The following is a 19,104-nucleotide window of genomic DNA, read 5'->3' on the forward strand; positions in this document are numbered from 1 at the left end:
CTCAGGGCCTCAGATTGCCATATGCCGTGCAGCCCCGGCGATGGTCGCCCGGCCGGTTCTCCGTATCGCGGCACATCAGCGACGCCAGCCCCAGATGACCGGCCTCGCGCCGGACCTCCCAGACCACCCGATCACCGCGCACGCCCAGCAGGCCGACGTCGGCGATATTGTCCAATCCGTCGCCCAGCTTGACCGCGATCACCGCGAAATCGGGATCGACCGGATCACGATGGATACGAACGCCGCGCCGCCTGCCCACGAAGGCGTCGACCCCGCCCGGCAGGATCGATCCCGGCTCGACCGAATCCAGCAGGGCGCCGCCCTCGCGGTCCGCCCGTGACTCTTCCGCCCGCTGGAACGGCACGAACGGCAGCACGGTCAGCCCGACCATGGCCCAGATGATATCGGTCCCGATGTCGCCGGACCGAGCCGTCTGCTCCGGCAACTGCATGCACAGACTGGTCACCGACAGATCGGCGGGCGACGGCGGGAGGCGCTCCAGCACGCCCAGACCATCCGACAGCGGCAGCCGACCCATCCCCACCGTCATCGGCGACGGCGGCTGGGGCGCCAGAATCCGGGCTTCGACCGAGTCCCGCGTCGCGGGACTTGCCGGACCGGTGCGGCGCGGAACCGGCGTCTCGGGGTAAACCCCGGTCAGCACCCCGTTCTCGAACACGTACCAGCCCCGGCTACGGCGCATCAGTCCGGCGCGGGGATTAGGGTCCGGCTCATCCGCCAGCGGGACCTCCGGGAAGCCCGTCACACACACACCGCCCCGGGGCCAGGCGCGCTGGAAGCGTTGGGCGGGATAGATATCGACCCGGCGTCCGCCCTCAAGGATGCGCACGGCGTCGGCCTCGACGACCTCGCCCGGCGCGCCGGTCATGAGGCCGACCTCGGCGGGCGTACGTCGCAATAAGTCGGCCACCGGAACGCGCACCGGCGGCAGGGCCGTGGCCTGCATCGCGCCGATCAGGGCCAGGGCAGCGACACTCATCGCTTGTTCAGCGCCACCAGAAACACCTCGGCGCTATCCTTGCGGCTCGATTCCGGCTTCACGTATTTCACCGTCTCGAACTCCTCGCGCAGGCGCGCCAGAACGCCCCCGGCGTCGCCGCCCTGGAAATTCTTTGACACGAAGGCCCCGCCCGGCCGCAGGGTGCGGATGGCGAAGTCGGCGGCGATCTCGATCAGGGCGATGATCTTCAGGTGATCCGTCTTGCGATGGCCGACCGTATTGTGGGCCATGTCCGACAGCACCAGATCCGGCGGCCCGCCCAGCAGGTCCATCATCTGTTGATCCACGCCCGGATGGGTGAAGTCGGCCTGGATCAGCTCTGCACCCGGAACAGGCTCGATCGGCAGCAGGTCCACGCCCACCACCGCCCTGGCGCCGCGCTTCAGCGCCACCTGCACCCAGCCGCCCGGCGCCGCGCCCAGATCGATCACCCGGCTGCCCGGCCTGATCAGGCGGAAACGGTCGTCGATCTCGATCAGCTTGAACGCCGCGCGCGAGCGCCAGCCCTCGGCCCGCGCCTTCTCGGACCACTTGTCCGACAGCTGGCGCTTGATCCACTGCTGGCTGGACATCGACTTGGTGTCCGCCGTCTTCATCTTGGCGCCCATGCCGCGCCCGGCAGCGGTTCCGCCGGTGGGCGGTTTCACCATTCTGCGGCGTTCGGCGGGCTTTTCGTCTTCACTCATGACACCCACATAGCCGCGACAGCGTTTGCGGGCTATGACCCCGCGACATTTCAAAGGAGCGCGCCCATGGCCGAAACCCTCACCCTCACCCTCGACAACGGCGACGCCCCGGGCGGCGACGTGGTCATCAAGCTGCGCCCGGACCTGGCGCCGAACCACGTCAAGCAGATCACCGAACTGGCGTCGGAAGGCTTCTATGACGGCGTCGTCTTCCACCGCGTGATCCCGGGCTTCATGGCCCAGGGCGGCGATCCGACCGGCACCGGCACCTCGGGCTCCAAGAAGCCGAACCTGAAGCAGGAATTCTCGGCCGAGCCGCACGTCCGCGGCGCCGTGTCGATGGCCCGCACCTCGGACCCGAACTCGGCCAACAGCCAGTTCTTCATCGTCTTCGATGACGCCACCTTCCTGGACCGCCAGTACACCGTCTGGGGCAATGTCATCGAAGGCATGGAGCACGTCGACAACCTGCCCAAGGGCGAGCCGCCGCGCGCTCCGGGCAAGATCGTCAAGGCCACGGTGGCCTGATCACCGCTCCGCTCTCAGCTAGCTGGGAAGCATGGTCTCCGGAGTACCAAGCGGCCTTGGGTCGCTTGGTACTTCAAGCTGGCTGGCTTGAGCACTGCGTGGTGCTCGCTCTTCATACCCTGACAGGCGATGTTCAAATGCCTGATCAAGGCGAGCGGCTGGACAGTTATGTTTTCCATGGGAAAAAGCGGCTTACCGAGAACGCGGAGAAGCTCCGCACCGAGGCCGTAAGGTTGGTTGGTGACGCAGAAGCGCGAGCGCTAGCGGCAGAATTTCAACTTGTCATCGAAGCCCGCAACACCGCCGTCCACGGCCACCACGGCATCGAGAACACGGGCCTCATCGTCCGGCTCCTAAAACCCGGACGGCACCGAAAACTGCACTCGCTACCTTGCTCGGTTGCGGAACTGGACAGTTGGGCCCGACGAGCAGGTGAGCTCGCACAAACGGTCGCCGATCTCCAGTTCTCCAAAGCCTAGCCTTCTACTCGATCTCCACGACCTCGACCCGCGGTCCGTTCAGGACCAGGGCGATCTCGCCGCGCTTCAGCTTCAGTGCGTCCTCGCCGAACAGCTGACGGCGCCAGCCCTTCAGGGCCTCGACGTTGGCGTTGTCGTCCAGCGCGATCTTCTCCAGATCGGCGACGTTGGCGATCAGCTTGGTGGCCACGCCCGCATTGTCGCTCTTGGCCTTCAGCAGCACCTTCAGCAGTTCCACCACCGACGGCGGGGCCGGCTGGTTGTGCGCCGGGCGCTCCAGCTTGGGCGCATGGGCTTCCGGATCGGCCATCACGCGTTTCAGCTCGGCGATCAGCTCCAGACCCAGCCGCGACGCGCCGAAGCCCTTGGGCACCGAACGCAGGCGGTTGAAGGCGTCGGGGTCGGTCGGCGCCTGCGCCGCGATCTCGTCGATGGCCTCGTCCTTCAGGATGCGGCCGCGCGGCTGGTCCCGCTCCTGCGCCGCCCGCTCACGCCAGACGGCGGTGGCGACGAAGGGCGCCAGATATTTGGCCGAGAACTTCTTCGGTTTCAGGCGCTTCCACGCCTTCTCCGGGTCGGTGTCGTACAGGGCCGGGTCGGTCAGGTCGCCCATCTCGGCCATCACCCAATCCAGACGGCCATCCTTCTGCAGTCGGTCGCGCAGCTTGGGATACAGGGCCGCCAGATGGGTCACATCGCCCAGCGCATAGACCAGTTGCGCCTCAGACAACGGACGGCGCGCCCAGTCCGTGAAGCGGCTGCCCTTGTCGACTTCCTGACGCAGCATCTGGCGAACCAGCGCCTCATAGCTGACCTGATCGCCGAAGCCGGCGGCCATGGCGGCCACCTGGGTGTCGAACATCGGCTTGGGCATGGCGCCCAGCTTGGCGAAAATCTCCACGTCCTGACGGGCGGCGTGGAAGACCTTCAGAATCGATTCGTCGCGCAGCAGCTCAAGGAAGGGCTCCAGATCCAGCCCCTCGGCCAGCGGATCAATGATCGCGGCGTCGGTCGGCGAGGCGGCCTGAATCAGGCACAGCTTGGGCCAGTACGTCGTCTCCCGCATGAATTCGGTGTCGACGGTGATGAAGGGCTCGGAGGCCAGACGCGCGCAGAACTCGCGCAGCGCCTCGGTGGTGGTGATCGGCGTCATTCGGATGCTATAGCCCCGCGCAATGCGGTTGTGGCAAGAGCCGCGACATATTTCCGCCCACTGATTCAGGCCCGTGACCGATGAGCGACACCCCCGAAAGCCTCAAGAACGGCCTGACCTATGCGGATGCGGGGGTCGACATCGACGCCGGGGAGATGCTGGTCGAGCACATCAAGCCGCTGGCGAAGTCCACGGCGCGCCCGGGTTCGGAGCCCTCGCTGGGCGGTTTCGGCGCCCTGTTCGACCTCAAGGCCGCCGGGTTTGAGGACCCGCTGATCGTCACCACCACGGACGGCGTCGGCACCAAGCTGAAGATCGCCATCGAAACCGGCCGCCACGACGGCGTCGGCGTCGATCTGGTCGCCATGTGCGTCAACGACCTGCTGGCCCAGGGCGCCGAGCCCCTGCTGTTCCTCGACTATTACGCCACCGGCAAGCTCGAGATCGACGCCGCCCGCCGCGTCGTCGCGGGCATCGCCGAAGGCTGCCGTCAGGCCGGCGCCGCCCTCGTCGGCGGCGAGACCGCCGAAATGCCCGGCATGTATCAGGGCGGCGACTATGACCTCGCGGGCTTCTCGCTCGGCGCCGTCGAGCGCGGTCAGGCCCTGCCCTATCTGGATCGCCAGTCGGCGGGCGACCTGATCATCGGCGTCGGCTCGTCGGGTCCGCACTCCAACGGCTATTCGCTGATCCGCAAGGTGGTCGAGAAGTCGGGCCTGTCGTGGGCCGACGACGCGCCCTTCGCCAAGGACCGCTCGCTGGCCCAGGCCCTGATGGAGCCGACCCGCATCTATGTGAAGTCCGTCCTGCCGATCATGAAGGCCGGTCTGGTCAAGGGCGCGGCCCACATCACCGGCGGCGGCCTGATCGAGAATCCGCCCCGCTGCATCGCCGAGGGCCTGCAGGCCCGCTTCGACTGGGACGCCTGGCCGATGCCGCACGTCTTCCAGTGGCTGGGTCAGGTCGGCGGCATTTCGGATCACGAACTGCGCCGCACCTTCAACTGCGGCGTCGGCTTCATCCTGATCGTATCGCCCGAAAACGCCGAGCCGGTGCTGGCCGCCCTGCTCAACGCGGGCGAGGTCGCCTTCGTCTGCGGCCAGCTGGAAGCGGCCTAAAGGCCGCTACTCCTCGGTGCTGGTGTAGGTCACGCGAACCACGGTCGCGCGGCCTTCCGCCTGACGCACCGAGACGGTCACGGCGCCCTTGGTCCACAGCGCCCGGTTGGCGGCCGTCGTCGGCTCGGCGACAAAGCCCGCCTGCTCAAGCGGACGGCGCACCGCGCCGCGCGCCGAAGCGAAGTCGATGGTGCGGCCCTGAAGCGTGCACGCCCGCAGGACTTCGCCGTCGTCGTCGCCTTCGTCGTCGGCCAGTTGAAGCATGTATTTCGCGATCCGGTCGCCACCGCTCCGGGTCACCGCGTCGCCGGACTCCATCTCCACGACCGGCCCTTCCTCGCTCACCACGGTGAAGCCCAGGAACTCGGCCGGCCCCCTGTCCTTCTCGCCGCCGACGAACGGCAGGCAGACGTTGACCAGCACGTCCCGCGTCAGATCATCACCCTGCATCGGCGGGCTGAACAGGGCGGCGGCGAACAGGGCGGCAAGCATGTGGTGAACTCCCCTCGAAACAATCGGCGCCACTGTTTCCGAGCGAACGTCGCGACGCAAGCGCCTGATCGCGAACGCCCCGCCGTTGACCCGGCCGGGCCGGGGCGGCATTCCTCCCCTCCCTCCCCGAGGCTGGCCCCATGACCGAATCTCCGCCGCGCCGTACCCGCGTCGCCGTCCTGATTTCAGGCGCGGGCTCCAACATGGCCGCCCTGATCGAGGCGTCCCGCAAGCCCGGGGCGCCGTTCGAGATCGCCCTGGTCCTGTCCAACCGCCCCACCGCGGGCGGGCTCGCCATCGCGGAGGCACAGGGCGTTCCCACCGTCGTCGTCAATCACCGTCTACATGGTCAGGACCGCGAGGCGCATGAGCGCGCCATCGACGCCGTCCTGATGGAGCATGCGATCGATGTGGTTGCGCTGGCCGGCTACATGCGCCTGCTGACGCCCTTCCTCGTGCGTCTGTGGGCGGCGCGGATGATCAACATCCATCCCAGCCTGCTGCCCAAATACCCGGGGCTGGATACCCATGCCCGCGCTATCGAGGCCGGGGACGCCGAGGCCGGCTGCACCGTCCATCTGGTCACCGAGGGCGTCGACGAAGGTCCCATCCTGGATCAGGAGTTCGTGCCGATCCTGCCGATGGACACCCCCGAAAGCCTGGCCGCGCGGGTGCTGGCCGCCGAACACAAACTCTATCCTCGCGCACTGACCGCCTTCTGCCGGGCGCTCTGCTAGGACCGCCCGTCCGCCCGGCGCGCCGCGCGTTCCGCCACGGCCGTCAGGACCGTCAGCAGCCCCGTCACGGCGGCCGCGCCCCACAGCGCCATGACCCCGGCCTTCAGAAAGGCCAGCGCGCCCAGCGCACCGCCGGTCGCCAGCCCGAGCCAGAGCAACAGGAAGGGCAGCCAGTCCCACCGCGCGCCGCCATGCAGCGCCGTGGCGATCCTCTGCCCCATGCGAACGAGGGTTCCGGTCATATAGGTCAGGCCCAGTCCGACATCGCCCTCGCGCTGGAAGACCGCATTCTCCACCCCCATCGCCATGACCACGAAGACCATGCCGACGTGCGGCCGACCGAGGCCGCACAGGGCCGCCCCTGAGATCAGCAACAGCGTCTCGGTCGCCAGCACGAGGGATCGACGCTCCTCGCCGAACCGGCGCGCCACCGTGCCCCCCAGCACCACGCCCGCCACGAACAGCCCGATCAGCATCAGGGCCATGCCCGCCTGCGCCGGATCGCCGGAGGCCAGGCCCACGCCCAGCCGGGTCGAGTTCCCGCTCATGAAGGAGACGAAGAAGCCGCCCAGCGTCATGAAGCCGATGGCGTCGACATAGCCCGCCAGCGCCGAAAGGCTTGCCCCCAGCAACACGCCCCTTTTGCCGTAGTGCTTCATGGCGTGCCCGAGCGGCCCAATTGAAAACGGCCGGATCGTCTCCGATCCGGCCGCTGCATTTCAAGATGCCGGGATGAAATCAGCCGACAATCTGATCTTCGGTGAAGAACTGGGCGATCTCGATGGCGGCGTTCTCCTGCGAGTCCGAACCGTGGACCGAGTTTTCACCGATCGACAGGGCGAACTGCTTGCGGATGGTGCCTTCGGCGGCCTGTTCCGGGTTGGTGGCGCCCATGACTTCACGGTAGGCGGCGACGGCGTTCGGGCCTTCCAGCACCTGAACGACGACCGGCTCGGCGGTCATTTGCTCGACCAGCTCGCCGTAGAACGGGCGCTCGGCGTGCACTTCGTAGAATTTCTTGGCCTGATCGGTCGACAGCTTGACGCGACGCTGGGCGACGATGCGCAGGCCGGCGCCTTCGATCACGGCGTTGATCGCGCCGGTCAGGTTGCGGCGGGTGGCGTCCGGCTTGATGATCGAGAAGGTACGTTCGGTCATGGGATGACTTCTGGTTTGGGAGATTGAAGGTCGCGGGCTTATAGACGCGCGCTCCCCGGTTTCCAACCGCCTCACAATTTTGCCTCTATCGCTGACCGATCCCCGGTCGTTCGGCGTCGGGGGCGCGCCCGAGTTCTGGACTATGCTGCAGATCAATCGCCTGACCCTCAACGCCTGGGGCCGTTCGTTCCTCGACGACGCCTCCGTCAGCCTGCCGCCCGGCGCCAAGGTCGGCCTGGTGGGCCGCAACGGCATCGGCAAGTCGACCCTGTTCAAGGTCATCCTCGGTGAACTGGTCGCGGGCGGCGATGAAGTCAGCCTCCCCAAGACCGCCCGTATCGGCTCGGTCGATCAGGAGCACCCGGCCACGCCCGTTTCCGTGCTGGAGACGATTCTCGAGGCCGACGTCGAACGCCACGAGCTGCTGACCCGCCTCGAAACCGCCGAGCCCGAGGAAATGGGCGAAATCTGGGGCCGTCTGATCGAGATCGACGCCGACGCCGCCCCGGCCAAGGCCTCCGAAATCCTCGTCGGCCTCGGCTTCTCGCAGGAAGACATCCATCGCCCCATGGCCCATTTCTCGGGCGGGTGGCGGATGCGCGTCGCTCTGGCTGCGGCCCTGTTCGCCGAGCCGGACATGCTGCTGCTCGACGAACCGACCAACTATCTCGATCTGGAAGGCGCCCTGTGGCTTGAGGCCCGCCTGAAGAAATATCCGGCGACGGCGCTGATCATCTCGCACGACCGCGAGATGCTGAACGAGGTCTGCACCCACATCCTGCACCTGTCGAACCGCAAGCTGGACCTCTACACCGGCAACTACGACACCTTCGAAAAGACCCGGGCCGAGAAGCTGCGCCTGATGGCCGCGACCCAGTCCAAGCAGGAGGCCGAGCGCGCCCACCTTCAGAAATTCATCGACCGCTTCAAGGCCAAGGCTTCCAAGGCCACCCAAGCCCAGTCGCGCGTCAAGAAGCTGGAGAAGATGGAACGGATCGAGCTGCCGCCAGAGGAGCGCGTCGCCCCCTTCGTCCTGCCGTCGCCCGAACGCCCCCTGCCCCCGCCGCTGATCCGGCTGGAGCGGGCCAATGTGGGCTATGAGCCCGGCAAGCCGATCCTGAAGAACCTCAACCTGCGCATGGACCTGGACGACCGGATCGGCCTGCTGGGCGTCAACGGCGCGGGCAAGTCGACCTTCGCCAAACTCATCGCGAAAGCACTGACGGTCGAGACCGGCGAGTTCCACCGCGACGGCAAGATGCGCGTGGGCTGGTTCCACCAGCACCAGATCGAGGCCATGGACCCGACCGACACCCCGCTGGAGATCATCCGCCGGGCCATGCCGGAAGCTTCCGAATCCAGCCGCCGGTCGAAGCTGGCCCAGTTCGGCCTGCCCTTCCAGAAGCAGGAAACCACGGTCGCCAACCTGTCGGGCGGCGAGCGCGCCCGCCTGCTGCTCAATCTGGTGGCGATGGACTCGCCCCACATCCTGATCCTCGACGAACCGACCAACCACCTCGACATCGACAGCCGCCGGGCCCTGCTCGACGCCCTGAACGAGTACACCGGCGCCGTCATTCTCATCACCCACGACCGCTCGCTGATGGAGCTGGTCGCCGACCGCCTGTGGCTCGCCGCCGACGGCACGGTGACCCCGTTCGAGGGCGACATGGACGACTACGCCAAATTCGTCCTGGACCGCGCCAAACAGGCCGGGATGAAGCCGTCACAGGTCAAGCATGAGCCGGTGGCCGAAGCCGCTCCGGCCGCAAGCACCTCCGCCTCTCAAGCAGCGAGCGGCCGCGCCGCGAGCGATAGGGGCCAAAAGAAAGGCGGACCGTCGCCGTCCACCCTGCGTCACGCGGTAAAAAAGGCCGAGGAGCGCATGACCCAGCTCGCCGCCGACCTCTCGCGCCTCGACGACGACCTCGCCAACGCCGCCGCCAACGATCCGAAGAAGCTCGAAGGCCTCAGCCGCTCCCGCGCCAAAACCCAGGCCGACCTCGACGCCGCCGAGGCCGCATGGATTGAGGCCGAGGAAGCCCTGGCCGAGGCCACCGCATGACACCCATCAAGTTCAGCCGCGAGGAGATCACCGCCATCGCCGCGAACCTGCGTCCTTATTTCCGGGACGAGTTCGACGTCGACCTGCGCGACCTCCCGGCTGAAATGCTGGTCGACTTCCTCGCCCGCGAAATCGGCCCCTTCTTCTACAACCGCGCCCTCTATGACGCGCAGGCCATCGTGAAGAAGAAGGCCGACGACATCGCCGAAGCCATCGCCGGGCTGGAGCGCGGCTAGACCTTTCCCTCCCCATCTTCGATGGGGAGAAGACTGTTATGTTCAGCGAACGCGAATCCCCCGACGCTCCGACGCCCTCAAGGAGTTGTCCATGATCCGCCCCATCCTGATCGCCGCCGCCCTGTTCGCCGCTACCCCGGCCCTCGCCCAGGAGCCAGCGCCGCGTCACTACCGACTGGACGTGTCGGTCGTGCGCAACGGCGTCGAGGTCGTGTCGACCCACACCCAGATCATGGAGAACGCCCCGGCCAGCGCATCGGCGACCCTCGGCGACACCACCTATGAGTTCGAGGCCAATCTGTTCACCGTCCAGGGCGACGGCGCCGACGCCCAGATGATCGTCGAGGCCAATCTGGCCCGGAACGAAACCCGGATCGCCGCCCCGCGCCTGACCTTCCTGCGCGGCGAAATGGCCGAAATCGCCATCGGCGACGAGGCGGGTGACATCCTGAAAATGTCGATCATGCCCGTTCCCGCCGCCGACTGACCGGCCCGCGTCTCCTCCCCATCTGCGATGGCGCGGAGACGCGTCACCGGCCCTACGACTGCCCCTGCTGCATGTAGGTTTCCTCATAGGGCTGGACCACGACCCAGCCCTCGCCCTGGAACTTCATCTGGATGCTCTCGCCCGAGCCCCGGCCGACGAAGGTCTTCAGCGAGATGTCCGTGGCGATCTCCGGCGACAGGCCGCCGGACCAGGCCACCGTCGCGTTCGGATCGGTGAAGATCGGCCCGGTCTCGCGGCTGACCTTGAGGATCAGCGGGTCATAGTGGCTGGTGATCGCCACGATGCCGCTGCCACTCAGCTTCACATTGAACAGACCGCCGGACATCATCCCGGCCACCCGCTTCATCATGGTGATCTGGTTGCTGACGCCGGTTTCCAGCGCCAGCACGTCGTTTCCGTTGGCGAAGATGGTCTCGTTGTCGAGGCGCAGCAGGGTGATCTTCTTGCCGGTGTCGGCCAGATAGACGCGGCCCTGCCCCTCCACCTTCATCAGCACCATGCCCTCACCGCTGACGGCCTTCTTCAGCAGATTGCCGAGGCCCTGCTCCATCAGGCCCTGACGGGTGAATTTCACCGATCCGGTGCGGGCCACCATCGCGCCCGCCTTGGCCCAGATCGCGCCGTTCAGCTTCACCTCCAGCAGATACTGGCTCTCCAGCTCAAAGGCTTCAGGGCTGACGTCCTTCTCCTTGTAGGCGGCGACGAACTCGGCGACGGTCTTGACCGGCATGGGAACCTCGAAGGGGGGTTTTCGGAAGCCGCGAGGCTGGGCGGGTATCCGTCGCGGCGCAAGCCGTTTGACCACCCGCCCTCGTCTTTTCCACGGACCTGACGTCCCTATTCCGGGTTGTCCGCGAGCGACGTCGCCCCCAGCGCCAGCCGCGTCGCCTCCGCCTCGGCCAGCAGGGCCGCGCGTTTGGCTTCGCCGAAACCGTCCAGCGTCCGGTAGGGCATGGCCAGCCGGATATTGTCGCGCAGCCGCCCCCGGTTCCGCTCAAGGAACCCCCAGTACAGCCGGTTGAAGGGACAGGCGCCGTCGCCGGACCTGCCCTTCACGTCATAGCGGCAGGCCCCGCAGTAGTCGCTCATCCGGTTGATGTAGGCCCCTGACGCCGCATACGGCTTCGACCCCACGATCCCCCCGTCGGCGAAGGTCGCCATGCCCCGCGTATTGGGCATCTCCACCCACTCATAGGCGTCGGCGTAGACGGTCATGTACCAGTCATCCACCGCGTCCGGATGCACCCCCAGCATCATGGCCAGATTGCCCGTGACCATCAGCCGCTGGATATGGTGGGCATAGGCGTTGTCGCGGCTGGTCGCGACAACGTCGGCCACACAGGCCATGTCCGTCTCGCCCGACCAGAAGAACCACGGCAGGGCGCGGTCGGCGTCCAGGAAGTTGCGCCGTCCGTACTCCGGCGACTTCAGCCAGTAGACGCCGCGCACGAACTCCCGCCAGCCGAGGATCTGCCGGATGAAGCCCTCGACCGCATTCAGGGGCGCGGCCCCGGCGGCATACACCGCCTCGGCCCGGCGGCAGACGTCCAGCGGGTCCAGCAGGCCCAGGTTGATCGCGGTCGAGATCAGCCCGTGCCACATCCACGGCTGCCCCTCCGCCATCGCGTCCTGCCAGTCGCCGAAGCCCGGCAGGATGCGCGTCAGAAAGTCCTCCAGCACCGCCTCGGCGTCCGCGACCGTCACCGGCCAGCCGAACCCTTCCAGCGTCCCGAAATGCTCCGGGAACAGCCGCTCCACGTCCGCAATGGCCTCGCGCGTCATCGCGGACGGCGGCGTCTTCAGCCGCTCCGGCGGTCGCACGCCCTTGGCCGGCTTACGGCGGTTCTCCGTGTCATAGTTCCAGCGACCGCCCTCAGGCTCCGCGCCGTGCATCAGCAGCCCGGTCTCGCGCCGCATCTCGCGATAGAAATACTCCATCCGCAGTTCGCGCTTGTTCGCCGCCCAGCGCCGGAACCGGTCGTGTGAGCAGATGAACCGCCGGTCCTCGCGGACCTCGACCGGCACGCCCGCCGTCGCCGCGAACGCCTCCAGCGCCCCGGCCAGCCGCACCTCGCCGCATTCGGTCAGCACCACCCGCTCGAAGTCCCCGCCCTCCACCGCGCGCGCCAGCTCCCCGACGATGGAGTGGCTGTTGTCCGGCGCGTCGATCCGCACATAGCGCACGCTCACGCCCCGTCCCTCCAGCCGCGCCGCATGGGCCCGCATGGCCGCGAAGGTCAGGGCGATCTTTTGCTTGTGGTGCCGCACATAGGTGGCTTCCTCGCGCACCTCGGCCATCAGCACCACGTCCCGGGCGGCGTCCAGATCGGCCAGTCCCGCCAGCCCGTCCGACAGCTGGTCGCCCAGCACCAGTCTCAGGGTCGCGCCACGCCGGGCCGGGTCGGGGTTCGTCATCGCCATGCCCTGTCTCTAGGCGCCTCCGCCCCCGGTCGCCAAGGCCCGCGCCCCTTCTTCCCTTTCCCGGATCAGGCCATACTTGCGAATCCATGCCCATCCGTCGCCTCCCCCCCGAGACCGTCAATCGCATCGCCGCCGGCGAGGTGGTCGAACGCCCGGCCAGCGCCATCAAGGAGCTGGTCGAGAACGCGCTGGACGCGGGCAGCACCCGTATCGAGATCCAGGCGGACGGCGGAGGCCTGTCGCGCATCCTCATCGCCGACGACGGTCACGGCATGGCCCCGGACCAGCTGGCCCTGTGCGTCGAGCGCCACGCCACCTCCAAGCTGGAACCCGACGACGCGGGCGACGTGGACCTGCTGCGCATCCACACCCTGGGCTTCCGGGGCGAGGCCCTGCCCTCCATCGGCTCGGTCGCCCGCCTGACCATCACCTCGCGCCCCCGTGAAGGCGGCGACGCCCACCAGATCACCGTCGAGGGCGGCGACCAGAAACCTGTCGCCCCCGCCGGCTTCCCCGGCCCGCACGGCGCCCGCGTCGAGGTCCGCGACCTCTTCTACGCCACCCCCGCCCGGCTGAAGTTCATGAAGTCCGAGCGCTCGGAGGCCATGGCCATCTCGGAGGAGATCAAGCGTCAGGCCATGGCGCATGAGGATGTCGCCTTCACCCTCGATCTCGACGGCAAGACCGTCCTGCGCCTGCCCGCCGAACACCCCGGCGACCACGGTCGGTTGAAGCGCCTCGCCGCCCTGCTGGGCCGGGATTTCGAGGCCAATGCCCTGCTGATTGATCAGGAGCGCGACGGCGTCCGGCTGACCGGCTACGCGGGCCTGCCCACCTACAGCCGGGGCAACGCCGCCCACCAGTTCCTGTTCGTCAACGGCCGCCCCGTGCGCGACCGCCTGCTGCAAGGCGCCCTGCGCGGCGCCTACGCCGACTTCCTCGCCCGCGACCGGCACCCGGCGGCGGTCCTCTTCCTCGACATCGACCCGCTCCATGTCGATGTGAACGTCCACCCCGCCAAGGCCGAGGTCCGCTTCCGCGATCCCGCCCTCGTGCGCGGCCTGATCGTCGGCGCCCTGCGCCACGCCCTCGCCGCCGCCGGCCACCGCGCCAGCACCACAGTCGCCGCCGACGCCCTCTCAGGCTTCCGCGCCCACGAAGGCGTGACCGCGCCGGGTGTGGGGAGTGGGGCATGGGGTGTGGGGTCGGGCGGCGGAAACGCCTCCGGCTACAGCGGCTGGCAAGCCTGGGCCGCCCCCGCCACCCAGACCGCCCAGATCCTCCCCGGCCTCAACGACCGCAGCGCCCGCGTCGAGACCTTCGACACACCCCACACCCTGCACCCCACGCCCTACACCCCCGGCGCGCCCTACACCCCACACCCCACACCAGACCCCCTCGACTTCCCTCTCGGCGCCGCCCGCGCCCAGCTGCACGGCACCTACATCGTCGCCCAGACGCGGGACGGCCTTGTCGTGGTCGACCAGCACGCGGCGCACGAGCGGCTCGTCTATGAGCGGATGAAGTCCCAGATGGCCGAGGGGGCCGTCACCCGTCAGGCCCTGCTGGCGCCCGAGGTGGTCGAGCTGGACCCCGCCGAGGCCGACCGCGTCGCCGCCCGCGCCGAGGAACTGGCCGAGCTGGGCCTGATCGTCGAGGCCTTCGGCGGCGGCGCCGTCCTCGTCCGCGAGACCCCGGCCCTGCTGGGCGACACAGACGTTCAGGGCCTGATCCGCGACATCGCCGACGACCTCGCCGAACACGGCGCCGCCCTGTCGCTCAAGGAACGCATGGCCGACGTCTGCGGCACCATGGCCTGCCACGGCTCCGTCCGCGCGGGCCGCGTCCTCAGCGCGCCCGAGATGAACGCCCTCCTCCGCCAGATGGAAGCGACGCCGCACAGCGGCCAGTGCAACCACGGTCGGCCGACTTACGTGGAGCTGAAGCTGGGCGATCTGGAGAAGCTGTTCGGGCGGCGGTGAGCGGACGCACGAAGAAAGCTCATGCAGGCAGGATCGCACCCAGCACAACACGCCGGAAGGCTGCTGCGCCGTACAACGTCCATTACCAGACACCGGTCCCGCACCGGATGGCATTAAGCTTGGCTGCCAGATAAGCTCTACGAATGACTCAGACCAATGCAGCCATTAACCTGACGTTCGATATACCCGATCATCGCGACCAAGCCCCGGGCCAAAACAGACCGATCATCGCAGTAGAGGGCGAGCGGATAATACCAGGTTCCGCGCCAGTTGTTTTCATTGGCGCTAACGGCTCCGGTAAGTCCCGCTTGGCTTCACTCGTGGCGACAACTGATGGCGTCACGCTGATCCCTGCAGATCGTGAAACGGCCGTTCCCGATGCTCTTGCGCCGATCCCCGTGCAGGATGCCGAATACAATTTGCACTCGACTCAGACAAATGATCAAGTCACACCCGGAATAGGGATAGCAAATCGACGCAGGGCCCAAGACGTACATCAACTATTCATGTACCTTAAGGCCGAAGAGTCGCAAATTGGTGTCGATTTTTACAGAGCGACCGCGGAAAATTCTTTTGCACCTCGACCTAAAACAAAAATTTCTGAGGTCGAGAATCTCTGGCGCATCGTTTTCCCTGACAGGAAATTTAACCTCACCACTCACAACCCCGAGGTAGAGCGCACCAAAACCAACGGCACAATAATCACTTACCCAGCGTCTAAGATGAGCGAGGGTGAGCGGAGCATTTTATATCTGATCGCTCGCATTGTAACGGCTCCATCAGGAATCATTCTGATTGATGAACCTGAGGTGCACATGCACACGCTACTGGCCCGACGGTTTTGGGATCTAGCCGAACATTCACGGCTTGACTGCAGATTCGCTTATATCACCCACGACCTCGCATTTGCGCTCTCGCGGCAACAGGCGCGTATGGTAGTGGTGCGTGACGAAAATTCGGTATCTGTCGTCCCGGCGAACGAGCGCATTCCACCGGAGACCTTCGAAGAAATATATGGAGCCGCAACGCTTTCAGTCTCCGCTCGCCGCCTCGTTTTCTGTGAAGGCGTTGACGATGGAAGCATCGACCGGCCGTTCTATGAGGCTTGGTTCAACGCTGGCGGCACCGCAGTTGCCCCAGTGGGAAGCTGCAACGCCGTCAGGCAATCCACCGCCGTCTTTAAAGCAGGAAACACCATTTCAGCTGCCAATCCGGTTGGCGTGATTGAACGAGATTTTTGGCCCACCGATTGGCTCGATAAGCGCAAAGCCGAGGGCTTTCACGTCCTTCCCGTCCATGAGGTCGAGGGCCTTTTTTGCTTGAAGGAAGTCGCGGAGGCAGTCGCGCTCCATCTTGGCGTTTCAGATTTTTCAAAGCGATGGACAATCTTCGAGAAAGACGTAAAAACTGAAACAGTGCAGCGGGAACCGGTAATCGTTGAACGCGCGAAGCGTTACATCGACGTTGCCCTCGAAGGACTAGCCAATTCAGCCAGAAGCAACCCAGACAGAGCTACGGCCCGGGCCGCCTTTGTATCCACTGTCGATATCGGAAGAGCGGTTTCTGACACCGGTGCAGCATTCGACACTGAAGCAAGTATCGTTGACCAAGCCTGCTCCGGTTCTTGGGACGACTATCTGGCGGTAATGCCGAACAAACGCCTCTTGGGACCGCTAGCTCAGTCACTTGGGATAAGCAAAGAAGCTTACACAGGTATAATTGTCGGATCGCTGGCGCAGCCCGCCACCTACCCGGCAGCCGCCAGCCAAATCGAGCATGCATTGCAGTCCAGGTTGCCCTGTCGTTAGCTTCCGCCTTTGATGTACGCCGAATGCCCTCCATCCTCTTCGCCTGTCTCGGCGACATCTGTCGCTCGCCGCTGGCGGAGGGCGCCCTGCGGGCCGAGGCGGCCCGGCCCAGGCTCGCACTGATCGTGGACTCCGCCCGAACCGGGAACCGACATCCGGGCGAGCCCCCTCACACCCCCCGATCCGCCAGCATCGCCAGTTCCTCATAGATCGCGTCGCCCGACCGGCTTTCGGCATTCCGCCAGCTGGTGGCGGTCGTGGGGTTCACCAGCGTCCCGTCGGCGGTCAGGACCAGCACATTGGGCAGGCCGGGCAGCTCAGGCAGGCCGAACCGGCGGGCGATGGCGAGGTTGTGGCCGTCGCCGGTGCGGGGCATGCCGATGTTGACGAACACCAGCTCGTATTTGCGCTCGATCAGCGCGGCGAAGCGTTCGGTCTCCAGCCAGCCGGCCAGGGCGCGGCTGTCGCTGCACCAGTTGGCGCCCATGACCAGCAGGACCCGCTTGCCGGACGCCCGCGCGCGCTCCAGCGCCGCATCGACGTCGCCCATCGCATTGTCGCTGACCAGATAGGAGCGCGCCTGCGGCCTGGGCGCTTCCGGCGGCGTCGGCGCGACCGCCACCACGGGCGCAACAGGGGCCATCGGCCCGGAGGTCGTGGCGCAACCGGCCAGAGCGCTCGCGGCCACGAGCAACGACACGACAGTTCTCATTTTCAGCATCCCCCGCCGGCCTCATCGCCCGCGTCCGGCCCGCTTCTCCGACACTTTCGCGACGCGCTCAACAGCGTTCGCCACCGGCCCCTGAACCGTTCAGACTGCACGGGTCCATCCCGCCCTCAGGTCGCCTCCCCATGCCCTCCATCCTCTTCGTCTGCCTCGGCAACATCTGTCGCTCGCCGCTGGCGGAGGGCGCCCTGCGGGCCGAGGCGGTGCGGCTCAGGCTCGATCTGATCGTGGACTCCGCCGGCACCGGTAACTGGCATGCGGGCGAGGCGCCGGATGAGCGGGCGCAGCGGACGGCGTTGAGGCATGGGGTCGACATCTCGGGCCTGCGGGCGCGGCAGGTGACGAAGGACGACTTCCGCCGCTTCACCCACATCATCGCGCTGGACCACGAGAACCTGTCCAACCTGCGCAAGCTCCAACCGGCCAACGCCACCGCCGAACTCAGCCTGCTGCTGGACCACGTCCCCGGCCGCGAGGGCCAAGCCGTCACCGACCCCTGGTTCGGCGACGAGGCCGGGTTCGAGGTGACGTGGGATGAGGTCGAGGCGGCGGCGCGGGGACTGGCGGCACAGCTTCGGGCGCTCTGAGCGTCGCTTTCGGGGGTGTGGGGTGTGGGGTGTGGGGTGTCGGGTGTGGGCATGCCCCGGCGTCCCGCCAATCCCCACTGCCTACTGCCTACCCGACACCCGACACCCCATCCCCTACGCCCCAAACCGCTCCACCACCCCCGTCGCCTGTCCGCCGGACACGACCGAGCCCCCGGCGATCGCATAGACCGCCCCGTCCACCGACGCCGCCGCCAGCCCGTGCCGGGGCGTCTTCATGTCCGGTCCCGCCGTCCAGGCATCCCGCGCCGGGTCATAGAGCCAGGTCTCGGCGAACACGCCGCCGCCTCCGCGTGCGAACCACTCCCCGCCGAACGCCACCAGCTTCCCGCCCGCTTCCGCCATAGCCAGCCCGCCGCCGACCTGATTGTTCTGCGCATGGGAGCGCGGGATCGGCGCCAGGGTGTCCCAGCGATCCGCCGCCAGGTCATAGCGATCCAGCCGCCCCGTCCCGCCGCCGCTGACCGTGCGTCCTCCAGCCACCCAGATCGCGCCGTCCAGCACCGCCGCCGCCGCGCTGTTGCGGGCCATCGGGCACGGCCGCGCCGTCTCCCAGCGTCCGTCCACCCGCACCAGATGCCGGTCGGTGTCGGCCTGCTCGTTCCAGCGGGCGTTGGCCGCGCCCGCGGGCGTCCGCCCGGTGATCAGGTGCAGCCGCTCGCCCCCTCCTGAAGTAAGCCCCAGCCCTACCGCCTCGGCCTGCGGCGTCGGCAGGCCCGGCGCCTCGACCCAGCCGCCGTCCGTCAGCGTCCACGCCGTCGTCGTATTGACCCAGTCCCCGGCCCCGGTCCGCGCATAACCGCCGACGATGTTCAGCTGTCCGCCCGCGACCACCACCATCGGGTGATGCCGGGCCTCGGGCAGGCGCGGCAGCTCGCTCCACGCATCCGCCGCCGGATCATAGGCGGCCACGCGATCCTCGACATGCAGCCCGTCCCGCCGCTGCACCAGACCGCCCGCCGTGACGATCTTCCCGTCCCACACCGCCGCATAGATCTCCTGCACGATCCACGGCAGGGACGCGCGGCTGGTCCAGCCGCCCGAGGGCGCGGCCCGCGCGCGAGCCGCCAAGGGGGTTGTCAGGGGAACGAGGCCGAGTGCGGCTCCGGCGGCGATCAGGGTGCGGCGGTCGGGATGGGTCATGGGGTCAGACTGACACGGCTTCGCGCACGTTCGCCACCTTCCCTCTCTTCCGCTCATCCTCGGGAGGGCGCGCCACGGCGCCTGGGTGTGGGGTGTGGGGTGTCGGCATGCCCCACGGCGTTCCGCTCATCCCTACTCCCTACTCCCTACTCCCTACTCCCTACTCCCTACTCCCTACTCCCTACTCCCCACACCCCACACCCCACACCCTCAAAAATCGCGCGCGTCCGATCCGTA

General features: G+C 67.4%; 21 protein-coding genes. 11 read left to right on the forward strand and 10 right to left on the reverse strand.

What is annotated here, in order from left to right:
* Position 1 precedes the first annotated feature (1 nt).
* Both ACODRV_RS15230 and ACODRV_RS15235 read right to left on the reverse strand, forming a co-directional pair.
* Positions 2 to 1,000: a hypothetical protein gene (locus tag ACODRV_RS15230; protein ID WP_488908875.1), complete on the reverse strand. Its 999-nt coding sequence runs from the start codon at positions 998 to 1,000 to the stop codon at positions 2 to 4.
* Complete coding sequence (locus ACODRV_RS15235) at positions 997 to 1,707, reverse strand: RlmE family RNA methyltransferase (RefSeq protein ID WP_141626925.1); 711 nt, start codon at positions 1,705 to 1,707, stop codon at positions 997 to 999. Before ACODRV_RS15235 ends, ACODRV_RS15230 begins: the two co-directional genes overlap by 4 nt.
* 66 nt (positions 1,708 to 1,773) lie before the next feature.
* Here ACODRV_RS15235 and ACODRV_RS15240 point away from each other — a divergent pair, with 66 nt between their 5' ends.
* Both ACODRV_RS15240 and ACODRV_RS15245 read left to right on the forward strand, forming a co-directional pair.
* Positions 1,774 to 2,235: a peptidylprolyl isomerase gene (locus ACODRV_RS15240; RefSeq protein WP_141626926.1), complete on the forward strand. Its 462-nt coding sequence runs from the start codon at positions 1,774 to 1,776 to the stop codon at positions 2,233 to 2,235.
* 137 nt (positions 2,236 to 2,372) lie between these two features.
* Positions 2,373 to 2,714: a hypothetical protein gene (locus ACODRV_RS15245; protein ID WP_488908876.1), complete on the forward strand. Its 342-nt coding sequence runs from the start codon at positions 2,373 to 2,375 to the stop codon at positions 2,712 to 2,714.
* Between the two features lie 4 nt (positions 2,715 to 2,718).
* Here ACODRV_RS15245 and rnd read toward each other — a convergent pair whose 3' ends face one another.
* Positions 2,719 to 3,867 carry a ribonuclease D gene (gene rnd / locus ACODRV_RS15250; protein ID WP_141626928.1) on the reverse strand — a complete coding sequence of 383 codons (1,149 nt, stop codon included), beginning with the start codon at positions 3,865 to 3,867 and terminating at the stop codon, positions 2,719 to 2,721.
* An 80-nt stretch (positions 3,868 to 3,947) separates the two neighbouring features.
* On the opposite strand from rnd, the gene purM reads away from it, so the two are divergent.
* A complete protein-coding gene (gene purM / locus ACODRV_RS15255; RefSeq protein ID WP_488908877.1) occupies positions 3,948 to 4,985 on the forward strand; it encodes a phosphoribosylformylglycinamidine cyclo-ligase in 1,038 nt (345 codons plus the stop codon).
* Between the two features lie 6 nt (positions 4,986 to 4,991).
* Here the strand turns inward: purM and ACODRV_RS15260 are convergent, their stop codons facing one another.
* Positions 4,992 to 5,477: a hypothetical protein gene (locus ACODRV_RS15260; RefSeq protein WP_488908878.1), complete on the reverse strand. Its 486-nt coding sequence runs from the start codon at positions 5,475 to 5,477 to the stop codon at positions 4,992 to 4,994.
* A gap of 140 nt (positions 5,478 to 5,617) precedes the next feature.
* Here ACODRV_RS15260 and purN point away from each other — a divergent pair, with 140 nt between their 5' ends.
* Entirely contained in the window at positions 5,618 to 6,214 is a 597-nt protein-coding gene (gene purN / locus ACODRV_RS15265) for a phosphoribosylglycinamide formyltransferase (protein ID WP_141626931.1), read from the forward strand.
* Here purN and ACODRV_RS15270 read toward each other — a convergent pair.
* Together ACODRV_RS15270 and ndk are read right to left on the reverse strand one after the other, a co-directional pair.
* Entirely contained in the window at positions 6,211 to 6,873 is a 663-nt protein-coding gene (locus ACODRV_RS15270) for a YoaK family protein (RefSeq protein ID WP_141626932.1), read from the reverse strand. The genes purN and ACODRV_RS15270 overlap by 4 nt on opposite strands.
* 79 nt (positions 6,874 to 6,952) lie before the next feature.
* Positions 6,953 to 7,372 (reverse strand): nucleoside-diphosphate kinase, encoded by a 420-nt coding sequence (gene ndk / locus ACODRV_RS15275; RefSeq protein WP_141626933.1) that lies wholly within the window; start codon positions 7,370 to 7,372, stop codon positions 6,953 to 6,955.
* A gap of 142 nt (positions 7,373 to 7,514) precedes the next feature.
* On the opposite strand from ndk, the gene ACODRV_RS15280 reads away from it, so the two are divergent.
* The 3 genes from ACODRV_RS15280 to ACODRV_RS15290 all read left to right on the forward strand — a co-directional run bounded on the left by ACODRV_RS15280 (position 7,515) and on the right by ACODRV_RS15290 (position 10,160).
* A complete protein-coding gene (locus ACODRV_RS15280) occupies positions 7,515 to 9,437 on the forward strand; it encodes an ABC-F family ATP-binding cassette domain-containing protein (protein ID WP_488908879.1) in 1,923 nt (640 codons plus the stop codon).
* Positions 9,434 to 9,673: a DUF2164 domain-containing protein gene (locus ACODRV_RS15285; protein ID WP_488908880.1), complete on the forward strand. Its 240-nt coding sequence runs from the start codon at positions 9,434 to 9,436 to the stop codon at positions 9,671 to 9,673. The genes ACODRV_RS15280 and ACODRV_RS15285 overlap by 4 nt, the downstream gene beginning before the upstream one ends.
* Positions 9,674 to 9,764: 91 nt before the next feature.
* Positions 9,765 to 10,160 (forward strand): hypothetical protein, encoded by a 396-nt coding sequence (locus ACODRV_RS15290; RefSeq protein WP_488908881.1) that lies wholly within the window; start codon positions 9,765 to 9,767, stop codon positions 10,158 to 10,160.
* Positions 10,161 to 10,212: 52 nt separating this feature from the next.
* Here the strand turns inward: ACODRV_RS15290 and ACODRV_RS15295 are convergent, their stop codons facing one another.
* Together ACODRV_RS15295 and ACODRV_RS15300 are read right to left on the reverse strand one after the other, a co-directional pair.
* Entirely contained in the window at positions 10,213 to 10,911 is a 699-nt protein-coding gene (locus ACODRV_RS15295) for an AIM24 family protein (RefSeq protein ID WP_488908882.1), read from the reverse strand.
* A gap of 107 nt (positions 10,912 to 11,018) precedes the next feature.
* On the reverse strand, positions 11,019 to 12,596 hold the full coding sequence (locus ACODRV_RS15300) for a cryptochrome/photolyase family protein (protein WP_488908916.1): 1,578 nt from the start codon (positions 12,594 to 12,596) through the stop codon (positions 11,019 to 11,021).
* Between the two features lie 92 nt (positions 12,597 to 12,688).
* Between ACODRV_RS15300 and mutL the strand changes: the two genes are divergently transcribed.
* The 3 genes from mutL (at position 12,689) to ACODRV_RS15315 (ending at position 16,601) form a co-directional block, all read left to right on the forward strand.
* Positions 12,689 to 14,584: a DNA mismatch repair endonuclease MutL gene (mutL, locus tag ACODRV_RS15305; RefSeq protein ID WP_488908883.1), complete on the forward strand. Its 1,896-nt coding sequence runs from the start codon at positions 12,689 to 12,691 to the stop codon at positions 14,582 to 14,584.
* Between the two features lie 143 nt (positions 14,585 to 14,727).
* Positions 14,728 to 16,392: an AAA family ATPase gene (locus ACODRV_RS15310; RefSeq protein ID WP_488908884.1), complete on the forward strand. Its 1,665-nt coding sequence runs from the start codon at positions 14,728 to 14,730 to the stop codon at positions 16,390 to 16,392.
* A gap of 23 nt (positions 16,393 to 16,415) precedes the next feature.
* Positions 16,416 to 16,601, forward strand: a complete 186-nt coding sequence (locus ACODRV_RS15315) for an arsenate reductase/protein-tyrosine-phosphatase family protein (protein WP_488908885.1) — start codon at positions 16,416 to 16,418, stop codon at positions 16,599 to 16,601.
* On the opposite strand, the gene ACODRV_RS15320 is transcribed toward ACODRV_RS15315, so the two are convergent.
* Positions 16,562 to 17,092 carry a thioredoxin family protein gene (locus ACODRV_RS15320; RefSeq protein WP_488908886.1) on the reverse strand — a complete coding sequence of 177 codons (531 nt, stop codon included), beginning with the start codon at positions 17,090 to 17,092 and terminating at the stop codon, positions 16,562 to 16,564. The genes ACODRV_RS15315 and ACODRV_RS15320 overlap by 40 nt on opposite strands.
* A 152-nt stretch (positions 17,093 to 17,244) precedes the next feature.
* On the opposite strand from ACODRV_RS15320, the gene ACODRV_RS15325 reads away from it, so the two are divergent.
* On the forward strand, positions 17,245 to 17,706 hold the full coding sequence (locus tag ACODRV_RS15325; RefSeq protein ID WP_488908887.1) for a low molecular weight protein-tyrosine-phosphatase: 462 nt from the start codon (positions 17,245 to 17,247) through the stop codon (positions 17,704 to 17,706).
* 114 nt (positions 17,707 to 17,820) lie between these two features.
* Here the strand turns inward: ACODRV_RS15325 and ACODRV_RS15330 are convergent, their stop codons facing one another.
* Positions 17,821 to 18,867: a Kelch repeat-containing protein gene (locus ACODRV_RS15330; protein WP_488908888.1), complete on the reverse strand. Its 1,047-nt coding sequence runs from the start codon at positions 18,865 to 18,867 to the stop codon at positions 17,821 to 17,823.
* Positions 18,868 to 19,104 lie beyond the last annotated feature (237 nt).

The organism is Brevundimonas sp. FG8, from assembly GCF_057808845.1.

Bases quoted from the DNA above. Each gene is read 5' to 3' on its own strand.
- ACODRV_RS15295 (WP_488908882.1), bottom strand. From the start codon at position 10,911: ATGCCGGTCAAGACCGTCGCCGAGTTCGTCGCCGCCTACAAGGAGAAG.
- purN (WP_141626931.1), top strand. From the start codon at position 5,618: ATGACCGAATCTCCGCCGCGCCGTACCCGCGTCGCCGTCCTGATTTCA.
- ACODRV_RS15240 (WP_141626926.1), top strand. From the start codon at position 1,774: ATGGCCGAAACCCTCACCCTCACCCTCGACAACGGCGACGCCCCGGGC.
- purM (WP_488908877.1), top strand. From the start codon at position 3,948: ATGAGCGACACCCCCGAAAGCCTCAAGAACGGCCTGACCTATGCGGAT.
- ACODRV_RS15310 (WP_488908884.1), top strand. From the start codon at position 14,728: ATGACTCAGACCAATGCAGCCATTAACCTGACGTTCGATATACCCGAT.
- ACODRV_RS15260 (WP_488908878.1), bottom strand. From the start codon at position 5,477: ATGCTTGCCGCCCTGTTCGCCGCCGCCCTGTTCAGCCCGCCGATGCAG.
- ACODRV_RS15330 (WP_488908888.1), bottom strand. From the start codon at position 18,867: ATGACCCATCCCGACCGCCGCACCCTGATCGCCGCCGGAGCCGCACTC.
- mutL (WP_488908883.1), top strand. From the start codon at position 12,689: ATGCCCATCCGTCGCCTCCCCCCCGAGACCGTCAATCGCATCGCCGCC.
- ACODRV_RS15280 (WP_488908879.1), top strand. From the start codon at position 7,515: ATGCTGCAGATCAATCGCCTGACCCTCAACGCCTGGGGCCGTTCGTTC.
- ACODRV_RS15245 (WP_488908876.1), top strand. From the start codon at position 2,373: ATGCCTGATCAAGGCGAGCGGCTGGACAGTTATGTTTTCCATGGGAAA.
- ACODRV_RS15230 (WP_488908875.1), bottom strand. From the start codon at position 1,000: ATGAGTGTCGCTGCCCTGGCCCTGATCGGCGCGATGCAGGCCACGGCC.
- ACODRV_RS15270 (WP_141626932.1), bottom strand. From the start codon at position 6,873: ATGAAGCACTACGGCAAAAGGGGCGTGTTGCTGGGGGCAAGCCTTTCG.
- ndk (WP_141626933.1), bottom strand. From the start codon at position 7,372: ATGACCGAACGTACCTTCTCGATCATCAAGCCGGACGCCACCCGCCGC.
- ACODRV_RS15235 (WP_141626925.1), bottom strand. From the start codon at position 1,707: ATGAGTGAAGACGAAAAGCCCGCCGAACGCCGCAGAATGGTGAAACCG.
- ACODRV_RS15300 (WP_488908916.1), bottom strand. From the start codon at position 12,596: ATGACGAACCCCGACCCGGCCCGGCGTGGCGCGACCCTGAGACTGGTG.
- ACODRV_RS15325 (WP_488908887.1), top strand. From the start codon at position 17,245: ATGCCCTCCATCCTCTTCGTCTGCCTCGGCAACATCTGTCGCTCGCCG.
- ACODRV_RS15285 (WP_488908880.1), top strand. From the start codon at position 9,434: ATGACACCCATCAAGTTCAGCCGCGAGGAGATCACCGCCATCGCCGCG.
- ACODRV_RS15290 (WP_488908881.1), top strand. From the start codon at position 9,765: ATGATCCGCCCCATCCTGATCGCCGCCGCCCTGTTCGCCGCTACCCCG.
- rnd (WP_141626928.1), bottom strand. From the start codon at position 3,867: ATGACGCCGATCACCACCACCGAGGCGCTGCGCGAGTTCTGCGCGCGT.
- ACODRV_RS15315 (WP_488908885.1), top strand. From the start codon at position 16,416: ATGCCCTCCATCCTCTTCGCCTGTCTCGGCGACATCTGTCGCTCGCCG.